This window comes from Avibacterium gallinarum, from assembly GCF_002921135.1.
Classification (GTDB): Bacteria; Pseudomonadota; Gammaproteobacteria; order Enterobacterales; family Pasteurellaceae; genus Avibacterium; species Avibacterium gallinarum.
The window spans coordinates 1-15,672 of record NZ_PQVJ01000031.1; the positions used below are offsets into that span (position 1 = coordinate 1).

18 protein-coding genes are annotated in these 15,672 nt (G+C 40.1%); 17 read left to right on the forward strand and 1 reads right to left on the reverse strand.

The window, feature by feature from the left end; all coding sequences use genetic code 11:
- The 13 genes from C3007_RS11590 to C3007_RS09245 form a co-directional block, all read left to right on the forward strand.
- Nucleotides 1-907 (forward strand): hypothetical protein (locus tag C3007_RS11590; protein WP_165779978.1); only part of this gene is annotated, 907 nt, incomplete at its 5' end.
- A 197-nt stretch (nucleotides 908-1,104) separates the two neighbouring features.
- Nucleotides 1,105-1,482, forward strand: coding sequence for a hypothetical protein (locus C3007_RS09180; protein ID WP_165779979.1), 378 nt, complete (start codon nucleotides 1,105-1,107; stop codon nucleotides 1,480-1,482).
- 211 nt (nucleotides 1,483-1,693) lie between these two features.
- A complete protein-coding gene (locus tag C3007_RS09190) occupies nucleotides 1,694-1,924 on the forward strand; it encodes a hypothetical protein (RefSeq protein ID WP_103854168.1) in 231 nt (76 codons plus the stop codon).
- 329 nt (nucleotides 1,925-2,253) lie between these two features.
- Complete coding sequence (locus C3007_RS09195; RefSeq protein ID WP_103854169.1) at nucleotides 2,254-2,616, forward strand: Imm8 family immunity protein; 363 nt, start codon at nucleotides 2,254-2,256, stop codon at nucleotides 2,614-2,616.
- Nucleotides 2,617-2,673: 57 nt separating this feature from the next.
- Entirely contained in the window at nucleotides 2,674-3,045 is a 372-nt protein-coding gene (locus tag C3007_RS09200) for a DUF2777 family protein (RefSeq protein ID WP_103854170.1), read from the forward strand.
- A 40-nt stretch (nucleotides 3,046-3,085) separates the two neighbouring features.
- The gene (locus C3007_RS09205; RefSeq protein ID WP_103854171.1) at nucleotides 3,086-3,442 is read left to right on the forward strand and encodes a hypothetical protein; all 357 of its coding nucleotides are present in this window, start codon (nucleotides 3,086-3,088) and stop codon (nucleotides 3,440-3,442) included.
- Between the two features lie 584 nt (nucleotides 3,443-4,026).
- Complete coding sequence (ispF, locus tag C3007_RS09215; RefSeq protein WP_103854173.1) at nucleotides 4,027-4,503, forward strand: 2-C-methyl-D-erythritol 2,4-cyclodiphosphate synthase; 477 nt, start codon at nucleotides 4,027-4,029, stop codon at nucleotides 4,501-4,503.
- A gap of 16 nt (nucleotides 4,504-4,519) precedes the next feature.
- Complete coding sequence (truD, locus tag C3007_RS09220) at nucleotides 4,520-5,527, forward strand: tRNA pseudouridine(13) synthase TruD (RefSeq protein WP_103854269.1); 1,008 nt, start codon at nucleotides 4,520-4,522, stop codon at nucleotides 5,525-5,527.
- An 8-nt stretch (nucleotides 5,528-5,535) separates the two neighbouring features.
- The gene (gene surE / locus C3007_RS09225) at nucleotides 5,536-6,276 is read left to right on the forward strand and encodes a 5'/3'-nucleotidase SurE (RefSeq protein ID WP_035685409.1); all 741 of its coding nucleotides are present in this window, start codon (nucleotides 5,536-5,538) and stop codon (nucleotides 6,274-6,276) included.
- A 33-nt stretch (nucleotides 6,277-6,309) separates the two neighbouring features.
- Nucleotides 6,310-6,885 carry a YqaA family protein gene (locus C3007_RS09230; RefSeq protein WP_103854174.1) on the forward strand — a complete coding sequence of 192 codons (576 nt, stop codon included), beginning with the start codon at nucleotides 6,310-6,312 and terminating at the stop codon, nucleotides 6,883-6,885.
- 14 nt (nucleotides 6,886-6,899) lie between these two features.
- Nucleotides 6,900-7,088: a hypothetical protein gene (locus tag C3007_RS09235; protein ID WP_103854175.1), complete on the forward strand. Its 189-nt coding sequence runs from the start codon at nucleotides 6,900-6,902 to the stop codon at nucleotides 7,086-7,088.
- Between the two features lie 13 nt (nucleotides 7,089-7,101).
- Complete coding sequence (gene nlpD, locus C3007_RS09240) at nucleotides 7,102-8,319, forward strand: murein hydrolase activator NlpD (protein WP_103854176.1); 1,218 nt, start codon at nucleotides 7,102-7,104, stop codon at nucleotides 8,317-8,319.
- A 1-nt stretch (nucleotide 8,320) separates the two neighbouring features.
- Nucleotides 8,321-8,713, forward strand: a complete 393-nt coding sequence (locus tag C3007_RS09245) for a hypothetical protein (RefSeq protein ID WP_103854177.1) — start codon at nucleotides 8,321-8,323, stop codon at nucleotides 8,711-8,713.
- Nucleotides 8,714-9,009: 296 nt separating this feature from the next.
- Here the strand turns inward: C3007_RS09245 and C3007_RS09250 are convergent, their stop codons facing one another.
- A complete protein-coding gene (locus C3007_RS09250; RefSeq protein WP_103854178.1) occupies nucleotides 9,010-9,546 on the reverse strand; it encodes a single-stranded DNA-binding protein in 537 nt (178 codons plus the stop codon).
- A gap of 438 nt (nucleotides 9,547-9,984) precedes the next feature.
- Here C3007_RS09250 and uvrA point away from each other — a divergent pair, with 438 nt between their 5' ends.
- The 4 genes from uvrA (at nucleotide 9,985) to mreD (ending at nucleotide 15,612) form a co-directional block, all read left to right on the forward strand.
- Nucleotides 9,985-12,813 (forward strand): excinuclease ABC subunit UvrA, encoded by a 2,829-nt coding sequence (uvrA, locus tag C3007_RS09255; RefSeq protein ID WP_103854179.1) that lies wholly within the window; start codon nucleotides 9,985-9,987, stop codon nucleotides 12,811-12,813.
- Between the two features lie 147 nt (nucleotides 12,814-12,960).
- Nucleotides 12,961-14,007: a rod shape-determining protein gene (locus tag C3007_RS09260; RefSeq protein WP_103854180.1), complete on the forward strand. Its 1,047-nt coding sequence runs from the start codon at nucleotides 12,961-12,963 to the stop codon at nucleotides 14,005-14,007.
- A gap of 70 nt (nucleotides 14,008-14,077) precedes the next feature.
- Nucleotides 14,078-15,124, forward strand: coding sequence for a rod shape-determining protein MreC (mreC, locus tag C3007_RS09265; protein ID WP_103854181.1), 1,047 nt, complete (start codon nucleotides 14,078-14,080; stop codon nucleotides 15,122-15,124).
- A complete protein-coding gene (mreD, locus tag C3007_RS09270; protein ID WP_103854182.1) occupies nucleotides 15,124-15,612 on the forward strand; it encodes a rod shape-determining protein MreD in 489 nt (162 codons plus the stop codon). The genes mreC and mreD overlap by 1 nt, the downstream gene beginning before the upstream one ends.
- The last annotated feature ends 60 nt before the right edge of the window (nucleotides 15,613-15,672 follow it).

Genomic DNA, 15,672 nt, shown 5'->3' on the forward strand with positions numbered 1-15,672 from the left:
GATCGTAGAATATCTTCAATATGAAAAAGATGATCAAACAAGTGATTATTTAGTGGATAAAGCGCGTTATCGCCCAGAGGAAATGACACCGCAAGAATGGGCTGAATATGAAAATTACGCAAAACGTTACGTTTCAGAAAGCATACAAAACCGAGAAATTCCTCAAGATATTGAGCGCAATCTCAAAGAAATTCTTACGGGAAATTACTATAAAGGCTATGGCTACGCCTATGCGTTAGATGAAAAATATCGCTCATCTTTGCCAAGTCGCTGGTTTATTTCCGATTCAGATAAATCTGAAGAAGAAAGAATATATGAACGCCTTAATGCAAAATATATTCAAAACCCCAAAACATTAAGTGAATCCTTTAATGGAAGAGTAGCAGAATCTACGAAAGACGGATTGGAGTTGGCTGCAACATTTTATACTGGAAATATATTAACTGGTTCGGCATTAAATATTGTGAATAAGCTAGGTCCAGTTGGTAAGCAAATTGTGGTAAGCGCAGAGAAATATCCATTATTGACAGATGTAAGTACGACGGCAATCGTGAATACAGGCTATCAATTAACTCAAAATAAGCCATATGATCCTTATAATTTGTTGCAATCTGAATTATCAACGATTTTGACTAGAGGAAAGAGTGTAGGGCAACAATTAAGCATCAATGTGGGAATAAGCACAATGGCTACTGAAAAACCTGAGGATTATGGTTGGAATGCTTTGGGAGCTGCAGTTGGAACATTAGGTGGTAGAGGCGTGGAAAAAATTAATATTCTTAAAAAGAATAATGTAATGAAATCGATTGCCTCTGGAACATTTTCTGAATGGATAGGAGATCCTAATAATTTAAGAAATCAATATGAGAACATAAAGGAGATCAAAATTGAAGATGTCAAAGAATAAGATTTTTTATTTATCTACCATTAAGATTTTCTGTTTGATGTATTGTATAATTTTCTCTAAATATATATTTTTTATGGCTTATATTTATATAAAGGATAATGTATTGTTTTTTAAAAATACTTTCTTCTATGAAGCTTTAATAATAACATTATCTATCTATATTCCCTACTTAATTATATATTGGGTTTTATATAAGTATGAGAGTGAGAAATACAATAAATGAGAATACAGCCTATCAACTCATTCATGAAAATGATTATGATGTGAATAGCTTAATAAAATCGGAATTATCAACGGTTTTGACAAGAGGGAGAACGTTAGGTCAACAACTTAGCACAAATATTATTCTCAATACAGTAACGACAGAGAAACCTGAGGATTATGGTAAAAACGCGTTAGGGGCTGTAACGGGAACGTTGAGTTCAAAATTTATTGGTCAGATTGGAGGAAAATATAACAATCTAATTTACACCTCTATTTATTCTAATTACGCCAGTGAGTATTTTGGAGAGTATAAAAACATAAAAAACACCTTAGATAAAGCAGAGGAACATATTAATGAAAGAAAAAAATAAATTCTATTTAGACTGCTTAATTTTTGCCATCTTATCATATGTGCTTTTTCTGGTTTATGATTTGCTTATAACTATATATGCATATATTAAATATGATTTTTATATAAACCTCTCTTTTAAAAAAGCATTCAAAGCATGGATTTGTATAGCACCTCTTACTCTACTCCTAAATTGGTTAAAATATAAATATGGAAAAAACAAGAAGTAAGATGTGAATGTAGTGGTGAACATAATAACAACTAAAAACATGGAGGGTTATAGTTGGAATGTATTTAGCGAAATAACAGGAACACTGTGGAATCCTGCAACAAATAAAGTTGGTTTAAAAAATCCGTTTTTAAATTCTCTTTCATCAGGATTTACAAGTGAGGTATTAAGTGATTCAGACCTGTTAAAAAAACAGTTTAACAACATTTATAAGGTGGAATATGAAAAAAAATGATTTTTATATCTCCTGTGTTATATATTTTGTTTGTTTATACTGTCTTTTCTTCTTAAAGTATATCCTTTTTATGATTAGAGTATATGTAGAAAAAGATATTTTTTTTCTGGGACTGGTCATTTTTATATGATAATTTAAAGACTACTTTGGCAATATCTTGGGTATATCTTTTACTGGCTTGGTTGAGATATAAATATAGAAATGAAAAATAGATAAATGAAAATACAAACTGTTTCATAAGAATAATATTGAAAGCGTAAATATACAGATAATTCAGGTAAGTTTATTCCTCAAAGCAATTTACATTTAAATATTAAAAAGGATTAGTTATGAGAGCAGAGCTAAAATTTATAGACTTTAATGGAAATATAGCAACAAAAGAAGATGCTCAATTATTAATGTGCAATCCAGAATATTATCTACCTTTATGTTTAGCTATCGGTGAAAAAGATGTTGATGGCTCAGATTATTTTTATGTAGATGTATATAGTTTAGAATATATAGAAAAAAAGAAGGTATTTTTAGGGAGTAAATCTATTGTTTGTTCTTTGGATGATTTTGATGAGCTTGAGAATCAAATAAGAGAAATTATATCTTCTATAGAGGGTAATTTCTGGGAAGATATATTAAAAATATTAAGAGAGTTATTTAGATGGGAGTATGAAGATCATAAGTTCTTAGAAATGCCATAATAATACATCTAGGCGGTATCGCTGGAACAGATAGATTAAAAAACAGGAGGAAAATATATGCTCTTAAAAAGACCAATTGAAAAATACTTTTTTCCACTTATGATAATGATGCCATTGTTTCTAGTTTATATACATTATAGTGGAATGAGATCTAAGGAAAGAAATATAGAGAAAGCAAATCATATTATTTCTATTTTGAAATCAGAATTTGGAGAGCTACAGAATAAAAAGTATGGCAACGCTGTACATAGTTCATACTCTTTATGGTTTGAAGACAGCATAAAAAATTATGAAAAAAAATTAACATCTCTTGGATTTAGAAAAGTTAATAATATTTACTGTTATGATAAATCATCTATTCAAGTTATTAGAAGTAAAAATGATGGAGTATTTTTCTTATACTATGTAAAAGACGAGCGTTGTAACTAATATAGTTTTGAGGATATAAAGATGGAGATAAGAAAATCTCTTGGTTTATTCATTATGGGGGTGTTTTTTTACAGTTACAGCTTTTCATACCTGTAGCAAAGAAGGTAAAGACTCCACATATAAATCTCAAGGTGGACAAAGATTATTATATCAACTTAATAAAGAAGGACTTTCAAAGAATATAAAAGAAATAAATGGATTTAAGTATTATAGGATAGAGGTCACCTTATCTGGGGATAAAGAAATCTATCAGTCTTTTTTAGAAAGAAATAATTACTTTGAGATAAATAATGGAGATTATTGTAAAGATAAAAATCTGATTGAGTTAAAATCTAATAAAAACAATACCTTGTTAAAATATAGATATAACTCAGAAAAGTGTATAAATGCGCAATGATTTTTTTGATAGTAAGTTTTTATTATGATATAGATGAACTTAAACTTCCTATAGGATAAAAAGTTGAAAATATTTAAGGTGTCATTTCTTGTTAGCTTATTTATAATATTTTTATATTCAGTATTTACAGGTGGCTTTGTTAAACCATACAAAGATCTACAGAATGGACAAAAGATAGTTATCTTTTTAAAGAAAAAATATGACATAAATATACTATACAATTTAAAATATTACACAATAAAAATAAGAATAAACGGCAAGCTTAATGATAGCGATCTGCATTTTTTAGGATTTTGGAAATCTGAATTACGCTATTGTTCGGATTATGGCCGAATTGTTATAGATAATTTTGATGGTTACCAAATCCTAAAATATAAAAATGAGCCTTGTAGCTAGAATAATGATAAAGCAAAAAAAGTTATTATCGATAAATCAGTTAAAAGCTCAGCCAAGCTGTGCAACAAAAATTGAAGGTAGCAACAAAAAATCCACAAAAATCCCACCGCATTTAAATTATCCATTTTTGAATAGGGCTTGTGATGCTATAATCTTGCACTATTTTTGATCAGCAATTAGGAAAGAATATGATACGAATTGGGCATGGGTTTGATGTACACGCCTTTGGCGGTGATGGGCCGATTGTGATTGGCGGGGTGGCAGTGCCTTATGAGAAAGGTTTGCTGGCTCATAGTGATGGCGATGTGGCGTTGCACGCTCTAACTGATGCCTTGCTAGGTGCGGTGGCGCTGGGGGATATTGGTAAATTATTCCCAGACACCGATCCGCAATATAAAGGGGCGGACAGCAAGGGCTTGCTGCAAGAGGCTTATCGTCAAGTGCAAGGCAAGGGCTATAAAATCGGCAATGTGGACGTAACCATCATTGCGCAAGCGCCAAAAATGCGTCCGCATATTGATAATATGCGTGCAGCCATTGCGCAGGTGTTAGATTGCGATGTGGAACAGGTGAATGTGAAAGCCACCACGAGCGAAAAGCTCGGTTTTACTGGGCGTGGCGAAGGGATCGCTTGTGAAGCGGTGGCACTTTTGGTGAAGGCTTAAAATGCAAGAAAAAACAATGCAAGAATTAGCCTTTTTACAATCCCAACCTACACAGCAAGCACGTTTAAAAGCAGAATGCGCGGATTTTATGGTCAAAGAAGAATTAGGCTATGAAATGGCAGGCGAAGGGGAATTTGTTGCCCTTTATGTGCGAAAAACCGATGCCAATACGCTGTTTGTCGGCGAAAAATTAGCGGAGTTTGCGGGCGTTCCAGCGCGCAATATGAGTTATGCGGGATTAAAAGATCGCAAGGCGGTTACTGAGCAGTGGTTTTGCCTACATATGGCAGGCCAGCCCACCCCTGATTTCAGCCAGTTTCAGCTAGAGGGTGTGGAAATTCTCAAGGTGACACGGCATAACCGCAAAATTCGTACAGGCAGCCTAGATGGCAATCATTTTGAGATTTTATTGCGTGATGCGAAAGAAACAGACGATCTCAAAGTGCGGTTGGAAAAGCTGAAAAATTTCGGTTTTCCTAATTATTTTACTGAACAACGTTTTGGCCGTGATGGGCATAATCTCACCCAAGCGATGCGTTGGGCGCAAGGTGAAATTAAGGTGAAAGATCGCAAAAAGCGGAGTTTTTATCTTTCCGCCGCGCGCAGTGAGATTTTTAATTTGGTGGTGTCTGATCGCATTCAAGCACAGCTCACACAGCAAATTTTACTGGGCGACATTGTGCAGCTCAATGGTTCGCACAGTTGGTTTCAAGTTGATGAAAATGAAGATTTAAACGCCTTAAAAGAGCGGTTAGAAAATCAAGATATTTTGCTCACCGCGCCTTTAGTTGGGGAACGCATTCAGTCTGCCAATCCGCGCGAAATGGCGATTGTGCAGCAACATCAAGATATTTTAAATTTAATGCAAAAAGAACGAATGAAACCAAGCCGCCGCCCGCTCTTAATGCAAGCACAGCATTTGCACTGGGAATTTTTACCCGAAGGGCTAAAACTGGCGTTTTATCTGCCTGCTGGCAGTTATGCCACAGCGCTCGTTCGCGAATTAGTACAGATTATTGAATAGGAAATGCAATGAATATTTTACTCTCTAATGATGATGGCATTCACGCCGAAGGCATCAAAGCCCTTGCCAAAGAATTGCGTAAAATCGCACAAGTTACGGTGGTTGCGCCTGATCGTAATCGCAGCGCGGCGTCCAGCTCGCTCACCTTAGTGGAGCCGTTACGCCCGATGAAATTAGACAATGGGGATTACTGCATTAATGGTACGCCTGCAGATTGCGTGCATTTGGCGTTAAATGGTTTTCTTTCAGGGCAAATTGATTTAGTGGTATCTGGCATTAACGCTGGGGTAAATTTAGGCGATGATGTGCTTTATTCAGGAACGGTTGCCGCCGCCTTTGAAGGCCGTCATCTTGGCTTGCCTGCCATTGCGGTATCCCTTGATGGGCGTCAGCATTATGAAACCGCTGCACGCATTGTGTGCGAACTTGTGCCGAAATTGCATAATCAGTTACTGAAAAGCCGCGAAATCATTAATATTAACGTGCCAGATTTGCCTTATGAAGAAATTAAAGGCATCAAAGTTTGCCATTTAGGCTATCGTGCTGCGGCTGCGGAAGTGATTAAACAACAAGATCCTCGTGGCGACACAATCTATTGGATTGGCCCTGCAGGCTTGGCGGAATATGAGCAAGAAGGCACGGATTTTCACGCGGTGAAAAATGGCTATGTTTCCATTACGCCAATCCAAGCAGATATGACCGCTTATCACTCACTTCAATCTTTACAAGATTGGTTAAAAAGTGAATAATGCAATGTTTTACAACAGCTTGAGGATAGTCGATTGAAAATTTTTGGTACGCTGTACGATAAAGTGATGCAATGGTCAACCCACCGCTATGCAACGGGTTGGCTGATTTTTACTAGCTTTATTGAATCCATTTTTTTCCCCGTTCCGACCGATGTAATGCTGATCCCAATGGCGATTTCTCAGCCCAAACGTGCTGTGCGTTTTGGCGTTTATGCTGGCGTCGCTTCCCCAATTGGCGGGATTGTGGGCTACGCACTGGGCTATTATGCCTTTGATAGTATTCAGCATTATCTCGTTAGCCTTGGTTATCAAGCACAATTTGACACCCTGCTCAGTTGGTTTCAACGTTGGGGCGTTATGGTGATGTTTCTTGCGGGCTTTACGCCGTTGCCCTATAAACTTTTTACTATCTGTGCGGGTGTAATGCATATGGCATTTGTGCCTTTTTTGCTCATTTCCCTCGTTTCACGGCTGGCAAGGTTTATCTTGGTGGCGAAATTATCCGCTTGGGGCGGGCAGAAATTTGCCCATCGGCTACGTCAATCCATTGAGTGGATTGGCTGGGCGGTGATGCTTCTTGCTGTGATTATTTATTTCATTTTCAAATAAAAGTGCGGTCAAAAATGCAGAAATTTTTAATCTTATTTGCTTGCTTTTCTCTGTTAGGGGCTTGTTCATCAGAACCACAACAGCAAGATGAAAACGCCCTTCCACCGGGAATGATGCAGCCTGTGCTTGGCACTGGCGCAACGGAAGATGCCCAATGGCAACCGATTATTGAAAAACAACCTATGCCAGAATCAATGAATTAATAGAGGAACTCCAATGAAAAAATCATTTTTACTTTTACCTATTAGCGTGGCAGTGCTATCCGCTTGTTCATCTAGCGCACCAGCGCCTGTAGAAAGTGCTGATGGCGCATTACCACCAGGCACAATGCAGCCCGTAGATAGCAACGCAGGCAATACTTGGGAACCACAAATTCAACAACAAAGTATGCCTGCCACAATGACTGCACCAACGGCGCAACCTGCTTATCAAGCACCGCAAGTACAAACGCCACAAGTGCAAGCTCCGCAGGTGGCCCAAGTGCAGCGACAAACAAATCAAGTGCAACAACAAACAAATCAAGTGGTTCAACAAACTAAAAAAACTGCGACTAATACAGAAGCCAAAGTACAACAGGTTTCGCAAAATTTTGAGATTCCGCGTAATCCTGAAACCAATGCGCCAGATTACAGCAAAATCGACAAAGGCTTTTATAAAGGGAACACCTATAAAGTGCGCAAAGGCGATACGATGTTCTTAATCGCTTATATTTGCGGCATTGATGTCAAAGAGCTTGCGGCAATGAATAATATGTCTGAGCCTTACACCTTAAGCGTGGGACAAACTTTGAAAGTGTCTAACGAAACCGCACCAGCGCCAACACCAGTGAATACCACTAGCACAGCAAAACCTGTGGAAAAACCAGCTAAACCTGTTGAGCCAGCGGTAACCTATACACCAGGCCCTAATGGCACACAATATGGCTCTGACGGCTCAATTATTGGCCCAGTCAAATCAAATACTGGTACACCAGCACAAGCCGCTGCACAAGCGCCTGTAACGGTAACCCCAACTGCACCAGTTGTAGCAAAACCTGTGCAAACTCAAGCACCAGCTGTATCAAATGTGGCGTGGCAATGGCCAACCAGTGGTAAAATCGTGCAAGGGTTCTCCACTTCTGATGGTGGGAACAAAGGGATCGACATCAGCGGTTCGCGTGGTCAAGCGGTTAATGCAGCCGCTGCGGGTCGTGTCGTTTATGCTGGAAACGCATTGCGCGGTTACGGAAATCTTATCATCATCAAACATAATGATGATTTCCTCAGTGCCTATGCGCATAACGAGAGCATTTTAGTGAAAGATCAGCAAGAAGTACGCGCAGGTCAGCAAATTGCCAAAATGGGAAGCTCTGGCACAAATAGTGTAAAACTTCACTTTGAAATTCGTTACAAAGGTAAATCCGTTGATCCTGTAAACTATTTACCAAGACGCTAAGATGAAAAAAACTATCACGTTATCCTTGCTCAGTACAGCCCTGATAATGGGCTGTACTTCCCCTTCGTCAATGCCTTTAGTAGGCGCAGACCGCGATGAAAAAGGCTGCATTCCTTCAGCAGGCTACACTTGGTCAGAACTCAAACAGCAATGCGTACAACCTTTTTCCATTGCCGATATTCGTTTAACCGATCCTGAAAACCCAACCCTTGCGGTATATGTCATTCTTGCCGAAGAACAAGGCAAAGCCGAAGTCTTCTCAGCGAATTTAGCGCAAAATTTAATTTTAGATGCAGTAAAAGGTGGCTATGCGGCAAAAGATAAAAGCCTTTATTTAATCAAAACCCCAACAGGCTGGGAACTGAGAAAACCAACTGGTTATTTGAAAAGGTAAAAATAAGTGCGGTGTAAAATTTCTGAATTTTCCACCGCACTTTGTTTCGTTTATCTATAAATAATTATTGAGACTATACTAGCTAAATAACTAAATCAATTCCTTCCAAAATAATTTTATTTTATGGTGGAATTTTATATGATCTATATCACATAAATTGATCATATAAATTAAGTGTAGAAAAGGATTTCTTTCATCAGTGTGATATTGAGAAATAAAATAGGTAAAAAGGGGGATTGAGATTTTACAAAGAAAAACAAAAACTGCTTGGTATTCACCAAGCAGTTTGGAATGAATTAGAAAGGAATATCATCATCTAATGGCACGTCATCAATCACTGGCTGTGGCGCAGGTGTTCCTTGTGGTGCGGCTCTTTGTGCTTGATATGCAGGCTGTGTAGGTTGAGCATATTGATTGCCCCCTTGTTGAGCTGCATAGCCACCACCTTGTTGGGCATATCCCCCGCCTTGCGGTGCATAGCCGCCTTGGCTACGTTCTGCGCGGCTGTCTAACATTTGTAGCACATCGCCTTGGATTTCTGTGGTGTAGCGATCTTGACCATTTTGATCTTGCCATTTGCGCGTTCTTAAACGCCCTTCAACATAAACTTTTGAGCCTTTGCGCAAATATTCGCCCGCCACTTCCGCTTGGCGGCGATAGAACACAATGCGATGCCATTCAGTGATCTCACGGCGTTCACCAGTGTTTTTATCCATCCAGCTTTCACTGGTTGCTACGCTAATGTTCGCCACAGCTTCGCCATTTGGCATTGTGCGAATTTCAGGGTCGTTTCCTAGGTTTCCTACGATAATAACTTTGTTTACTCCAGCCATAAATTCCTCTGTCTGTTAGGGTCTGTTGATAACTCATTGTACATTTGAGCTGGCGGCTATTTTTGGTGAGAACAAGGCGAATGTGGTGAAGTTTAGCCACTCTAAATGAACCACATTCAACACAGTTATCACAAAAAATAGCCCCAGCCCTTCGGGTTATGTTTAAAATTAGCACACTCTTTGTTGCCGTTCTCACCAAGAGAACCACTCTTGATTTCGAACAGCGCCGCGATTGCGCTAATTTTAAACGATAACTCAAATGTACAATGAGTTATCAACAACCCCTAAAGTGCGGTAAAAATTTTTGTTATTTTGCCCTAAAAAAAGAGAAAAAGCTATTAATTCCAGACAAATTAACTGGATATTTGCACAGTTATTTCAGATTATGCGATAATGATCGCAAAATAACCTTAAATTGCTTGAACAGACGAAAAGATTATGGAAAAAATAGAAGTGCGTGGGGCGAGAACCCATAATTTAAAAAATATTAATCTGACGATTCCGCGGGATAAATTGATTGTGATTACAGGGCTTTCTGGCTCGGGGAAATCTTCACTGGCCTTTGATACCCTTTATGCCGAAGGGCAACGCCGTTATGTCGAATCCCTTTCTGCGTATGCGCGCCAGTTTTTATCGTTAATGGAAAAGCCAGATGTGGATCATATTGAAGGGCTATCCCCTGCGATTTCCATTGAACAAAAATCCACCTCGCACAATCCACGTTCTACGGTGGGGACGATCACGGAAATTCACGACTATTTGCGTTTGCTATTTGCTCGTGTGGGCGAACCACGCTGCCCAAATCATCATATTCCGTTGGCGGCGCAAACCATTAGTCAGATGGTGGATAAGGTGCTGGCATTGCCGGAAGAAAGCCGAATGATGTTGCTTGCCCCAGTGGTGAAAGATCGCAAAGGGGAACATATTAAAATTTTAGAGCATATTGCCGCGCAAGGTTATATCCGCGCCAGAATTGATGGCGAAATTTGCGATCTTTCTGATCCACCAAAATTGGAATTACAGAAAAAGCATACCATTGAAGTGGTGGTGGATCGCTTTAAAGTCCGTCCAGATTTGGCAACCCGCTTAGCGGAATCCTTTGAAACTGCGTTAGAACTTTCTGGCGGCACGGCAGTGGTGGCGAATATGGACGATCCGAAAGCGGAAGAATTGCTGTTTTCCGCAAACTTTGCTTGTCCGCATTGTGGTTATTCCGTGCCTGAACTTGAGCCACGCTTGTTTTCCTTTAATAACCCTGCGGGGGCTTGCCCGACTTGTGATGGCTTGGGGGTTCAGCAATATTTTGATGAAAAACGCGTGGTGCAAAATCCAAGCATTTCCTTAGCTGGTGGGGCGATTAAAGGTTGGGATCGACGTAATTTCTATTATTACCAAATGCTGACTTCTCTCGCCAAACATTATGGCTTTGACGTGGAAAGCCCGTTTGAAGATTTACCGAAAAAAATTCAGCACATTATTTTACACGGTTCAGGTAAAGAAGAAATTGAATTCCAATATATGAACGACCGTGGCGATGTGGTGCTACGCCGCCATAGTTTTGAAGGTATTCTCAATAATATGGCGCGCCGTTATAAAGAAACAGAATCAATGTCTGTGCGTGAAGAATTGGCGAAAAATATCAGCACGCGTCCTTGTAAGGATTGCGGTGGCTCGCGTTTACGCCCTGAAGCGCGTAATGTTTTTATTGGCGAAACAAATCTGCCTGAGGTTTCCGAAAAGAGCATTGGTGAAGCTTTTAACTTTGTGGATAGCCTCACCCTAAGCGGGCAGCGCGCGCAAATTGCCGATAAAATTCTCAAAGAAATCAAAGAGCGCTTGCAATTTTTGGTCAATGTGGGGCTGAATTATCTTTCTCTTTCTCGTTCTGCCGAAACCCTTTCTGGCGGTGAAGCGCAGCGTATTCGTCTAGCTAGCCAAATTGGCGCTGGTTTGGTTGGCGTGATGTATGTGCTTGATGAACCTTCTATTGGTTTGCATCAACGAGATAATGAACGCTTACTTAACACCTTGATTCACTTAAGAAATTTAGGTAACACAGTGATTGTGGTGGAACACGATGAAGATGCCATTTTGAGCGCGGATCACATTATTGATATTGGCCCAGGTGCTGGCGTGCACGGCGGTAGTGTGGTGGCGCAAGGTACAGCACAAGAAATTATGCAAAATCCAAATTCATTGACGGGGAAATTCTTATCAGGCAAAGAAAAAATAGAAATTCCCAAAAAACGCACCGCACTTGATAAAGAAAAAATCTTAAAACTCAAAGGCGCTTCGGGCAATAATCTGAAAAATGTCAATTTAGAAATCCCTGTGGGCTTGTTTACTTGTGTTACAGGAGTTTCAGGGTCGGGCAAATCTACGCTGATTAACGATACCCTATTCCCACTGGCGCAAAGTGCTTTAAACCGTGCGGAAAATGCGCAAGCCGCGCCGCATAAATCCATTCAAGGATTAGAATTTTTTGACAAGGTGATCGATATTGATCAAAGCCCAATTGGACGCACGCCACGCTCTAATCCTGCTACTTACACAGGATTATTCACGCCAATTCGCGAATTGTTCGCAGGCGTGCCAGAATCCCGTGCGCGTGGCTATAACCCAGGGCGCTTTAGTTTCAATGTGCGTGGCGGACGTTGCGAAGCCTGCCAAGGGGACGGGGTGATCAAAGTAGAAATGCACTTCCTACCCGATGTGTATGTGCCTTGCGATCAGTGTAAAGGCAAACGCTACAATCGTGAAACCTTGGAAATTCGCTACAAAGGCAAAACCATTAACCAAGTGTTGGATATGACGGTGGAAGAAGCGCGTGAATTTTTCGATGCCATTCCACAAATTGCGCGCAAATTGCAAACCTTGATGGACGTAGGGTTATCCTATATTCGCCTAGGGCAATCTTCCACCACCCTATCTGGCGGTGAAGCGCAACGAGTGAAATTGGCGACCGAGTTATCAAAACGCGATACAGGAAAAACCTTGTATATTCTTGATGAACCGACAACTGGCTTACATTTTGCGGACATTAAACAGCTCCTTGAAGTGCTACACCGCTTGCGTGATCAGGGCAACACCATTGTGGTGATTGAACATAATTTAGATGTGATTAAAACCGCGGATTGGATTGTGGATCTTGGCCCTGAAGGAGGAAGTGGCGGTGGTGAAATTATTGCTACAGGAACGCCAGAGCAAGTGGCGAAAGTGAAAGGTTCGCACACCGCACGGTTTTTAAAACAAATTCTTGCAAAGTAAAAAGAACAAAATAAAAGTGCGGTAATTTTTTCAGCAGATTTGATAAAAAATTTCTGTTATCAATGCTGATTTTTTGATACATTTAGCGCAATTTTTCTCACACTTACGCGTGAGTGTTTTTTATACAGTTACTTTAACGGAATTCTTATGTTATTTAAAAAAATTCGTGGTTTATTCTCAAACGATCTTTCTATTGATTTAGGTACAGCGAACACATTAATTTATGTGAAAGGGCAAGGAATCGTGCTAAATGAACCTTCTGTGGTGGCAATTCGTCAAGGCCGTGCAGGATCGATGAAAAGCATTGCGGCAGTAGGAAAAGAAGCAAAATTAATGCTCGGCCGTACACCGAAAAGCATTTTAGCCATTCGCCCAATGAAAGATGGCGTTATCGCGGATTTCTCGGTAACCGAAAAAATGTTGCAATACTTCATTAAACAAGTACATAGCGGCAACTTTATGCGCCCAAGTCCACGGGTTTTAGTCTGCGTACCAGCAGGCGCAACCCAAGTGGAACGCCGTGCAATTAAAGAATCTGCCTTAGGTGCAGGCGCGCGCGAAGTGTACTTAATTGAAGAGCCAATGGCTGCGGCAATCGGGGCAAAATTGCCTGTTTCCACCGCAACAGGATCAATGGTGATTGATATCGGTGGCGGAACAACTGAAGTCGCGGTGATTTCTTTAAACGGCATCGTTTATTCTTCTTCTGTGCGCATTGGTGGCGACCGTTTTGATGAAGCCATTATCGCCTATGTACGCCGTACTTTTGGTTCTATCATTGGCGAACCAACCGCAGAGCGCATCAAAGAAGAAATTGGTACAGCCTATATTCAAGAAGGTGATGAAATTAAAGAGCTAGAAGTTCACGGACACAACCTTGCAGAAGGTGCGCCAAGAACCTTTACCTTAAATTCACGCGATGTGTTGGAAGCTATCCAACAGCCATTAAACGGTATTGTTACTGCGGTGCGTACTGCGCTCGAAGAATGTCAACCAGAACACGCAGCGGATATTTTTGAACGCGGTATCGTGCTAACTGGTGGTGGTGCGTTATTGCGTAATATTGATATTTTATTATCGAAAGAAACTGGCGTACCTGTGATTGTTGCTGATGATCCACTGACCTGTGTTGCTCGTGGCGGTGGCGAAGCATTAGATATGCACGGTGCTGATATTTTCAGCGACGATATTTAATTTGCAATGTTATAAAAGTGCGGTCAAAAAATGCGAAAAATTTGACCGCACTTCTTTCTGAGCCATATTAATGAAACCGATCTTTGGAAAAGCTCCCTACCTTGGCATTCGTTTAATTTTTGCCGTGATTGCTTCTATTGTGCTGATTTTATTTGATGGACAAACCAACACAATGATAAAAGCACGTAGCATAATGGAAACAGCAATTGGTGGCGTTTATTATCTTGCCAACACCCCAAGAACCGTATTAGACGGTGTGTCTTACAATCTTGTTGATACCAACAAATTACAAATCGAAAACAAAGTCCTAAGAGAACAACTGCGCGAAAAAAACGCCGACTTATTGTTATTGGATCAACTGAAAGTAGAGAACCAACGCTTACGTTTATTGCTAAATTCGCCATTACGCACCGATGAATATAAAAAAATCGCTGAAGTTTTAACCGCAGAAACTGATGTTTATCGGCAGCAAGTGGTCATTAACCAAGGGGAAAATGACGGTGCCTATGTGGGACAACCCGTTATTGATGAAAAAGGTGTAGTTGGGCAGATTATTTCTGTAGGAAGCAACACCAGTCGTGTGCTGTTACTAACGGACGTTACCCATTCCATTCCTGTGCAAGTATTGCGTAATGATGTACGCGTAATTGCAAGTGGCACGGGACACAGTGATGAGCTCACCCTAGACAACGTACCACGCTCAGTGGATATTGTGAAAGGGGATTTATTGGTTACATCAGGGTTAGGTGGGCGTTTCCTTGAAGGCTACCCTGTCGCCATTGTGGAAAATGTATCGCGCGATGGAAAAAATTATTTCGCCACTATCACGGCAAAACCACTCGCATCGATTGAGCGTTTACGTTATGTCTTACTTTTATGGCCAACCAATGAAGATATGCGTAAAGTAAATTCTAGTACGCCAGAAGATGTGCGCAAAGCCGTTCGTCAGCGTCTTGAAACTCAGAAAAAGCAAAAAATTGTGCAACCGTCGATGACAGCGGAAGAGCCAGAAGAAAAGCCATCAACTCCAACTTTAGAGGAGATTCATACGGAACAAATGGAAATTCCTTCTGAACCTGTTGATCCTGAATTGCAACATTATCGAGAGGAAGATTAATGCGAGGTCGTGCTGTTTTACAATTATTGTTTATTGTATCCACCTTTTTAATTGCAATGGTGTTAGAAATTGCACCTTGGCCAACTAGCCTGCATAATTTCAAGCCAGCGTGGTTATTGCTGGTCTTAACTTATTGGATCTTAGCAATGCCTTCAAAAATTAGTGTCGGCACAGCATTTCTTATGGGAATTGCTTGGGATCTTGTACTCGGTTCAACCTTGGGAATCCACGCGTTAGTGCTTTCTGTTTTTGCTTATTTGCTTGCAGTGAATAGCGTATTAATTTGGAATTTATCTTTATGGATGCAAGGAATATTTGTTATTCTTGCTGTTTTTGGTGTCAGAATAGGAATTTTTATCGTTGAGCTATTCTTGCATAGTGCAGTCTTTAATTGGCAAGAGATTTTTGGCGCAATTACCACTGGCGTATTATGGCCTTGGATATTCTTATTATTGAGAAAAGTAGCAAAGCAATTCCATATTGGATAATACTGCTAATGAATTAGAAATAATTTAGATCTCTTTTAATTGGATAAACTTAATTAGTAA

Excerpts from the sequence above, each read along its gene's own strand:
- C3007_RS09180 (WP_165779979.1), top strand. The coding sequence starts at position 1,105 with ATGAGAGTGAGAAATACAATAAATGAGAATACAGCCTATCAACTCATT.
- C3007_RS09195 (WP_103854169.1), top strand. The coding sequence starts at position 2,254 with ATGAGAGCAGAGCTAAAATTTATAGACTTTAATGGAAATATAGCAACA.
- C3007_RS09200 (WP_103854170.1), top strand. The coding sequence starts at position 2,674 with ATGCTCTTAAAAAGACCAATTGAAAAATACTTTTTTCCACTTATGATA.
- ispF (WP_103854173.1), top strand. The coding sequence starts at position 4,027 with ATGATACGAATTGGGCATGGGTTTGATGTACACGCCTTTGGCGGTGAT.
- truD (WP_103854269.1), top strand. The coding sequence starts at position 4,520 with ATGCAAGAATTAGCCTTTTTACAATCCCAACCTACACAGCAAGCACGT.
- surE (WP_035685409.1), top strand. The coding sequence starts at position 5,536 with ATGAATATTTTACTCTCTAATGATGATGGCATTCACGCCGAAGGCATC.
- C3007_RS09235 (WP_103854175.1), top strand. The coding sequence starts at position 6,900 with ATGCAGAAATTTTTAATCTTATTTGCTTGCTTTTCTCTGTTAGGGGCT.
- nlpD (WP_103854176.1), top strand. The coding sequence starts at position 7,102 with ATGAAAAAATCATTTTTACTTTTACCTATTAGCGTGGCAGTGCTATCC.
- C3007_RS09245 (WP_103854177.1), top strand. The coding sequence starts at position 8,321 with ATGAAAAAAACTATCACGTTATCCTTGCTCAGTACAGCCCTGATAATG.
- C3007_RS09250 (WP_103854178.1), bottom strand. The coding sequence starts at position 9,546 with ATGGCTGGAGTAAACAAAGTTATTATCGTAGGAAACCTAGGAAACGAC.
- uvrA (WP_103854179.1), top strand. The coding sequence starts at position 9,985 with ATGGAAAAAATAGAAGTGCGTGGGGCGAGAACCCATAATTTAAAAAAT.
- C3007_RS09260 (WP_103854180.1), top strand. The coding sequence starts at position 12,961 with ATGTTATTTAAAAAAATTCGTGGTTTATTCTCAAACGATCTTTCTATT.
- mreC (WP_103854181.1), top strand. The coding sequence starts at position 14,078 with ATGAAACCGATCTTTGGAAAAGCTCCCTACCTTGGCATTCGTTTAATT.
- mreD (WP_103854182.1), top strand. The coding sequence starts at position 15,124 with ATGCGAGGTCGTGCTGTTTTACAATTATTGTTTATTGTATCCACCTTT.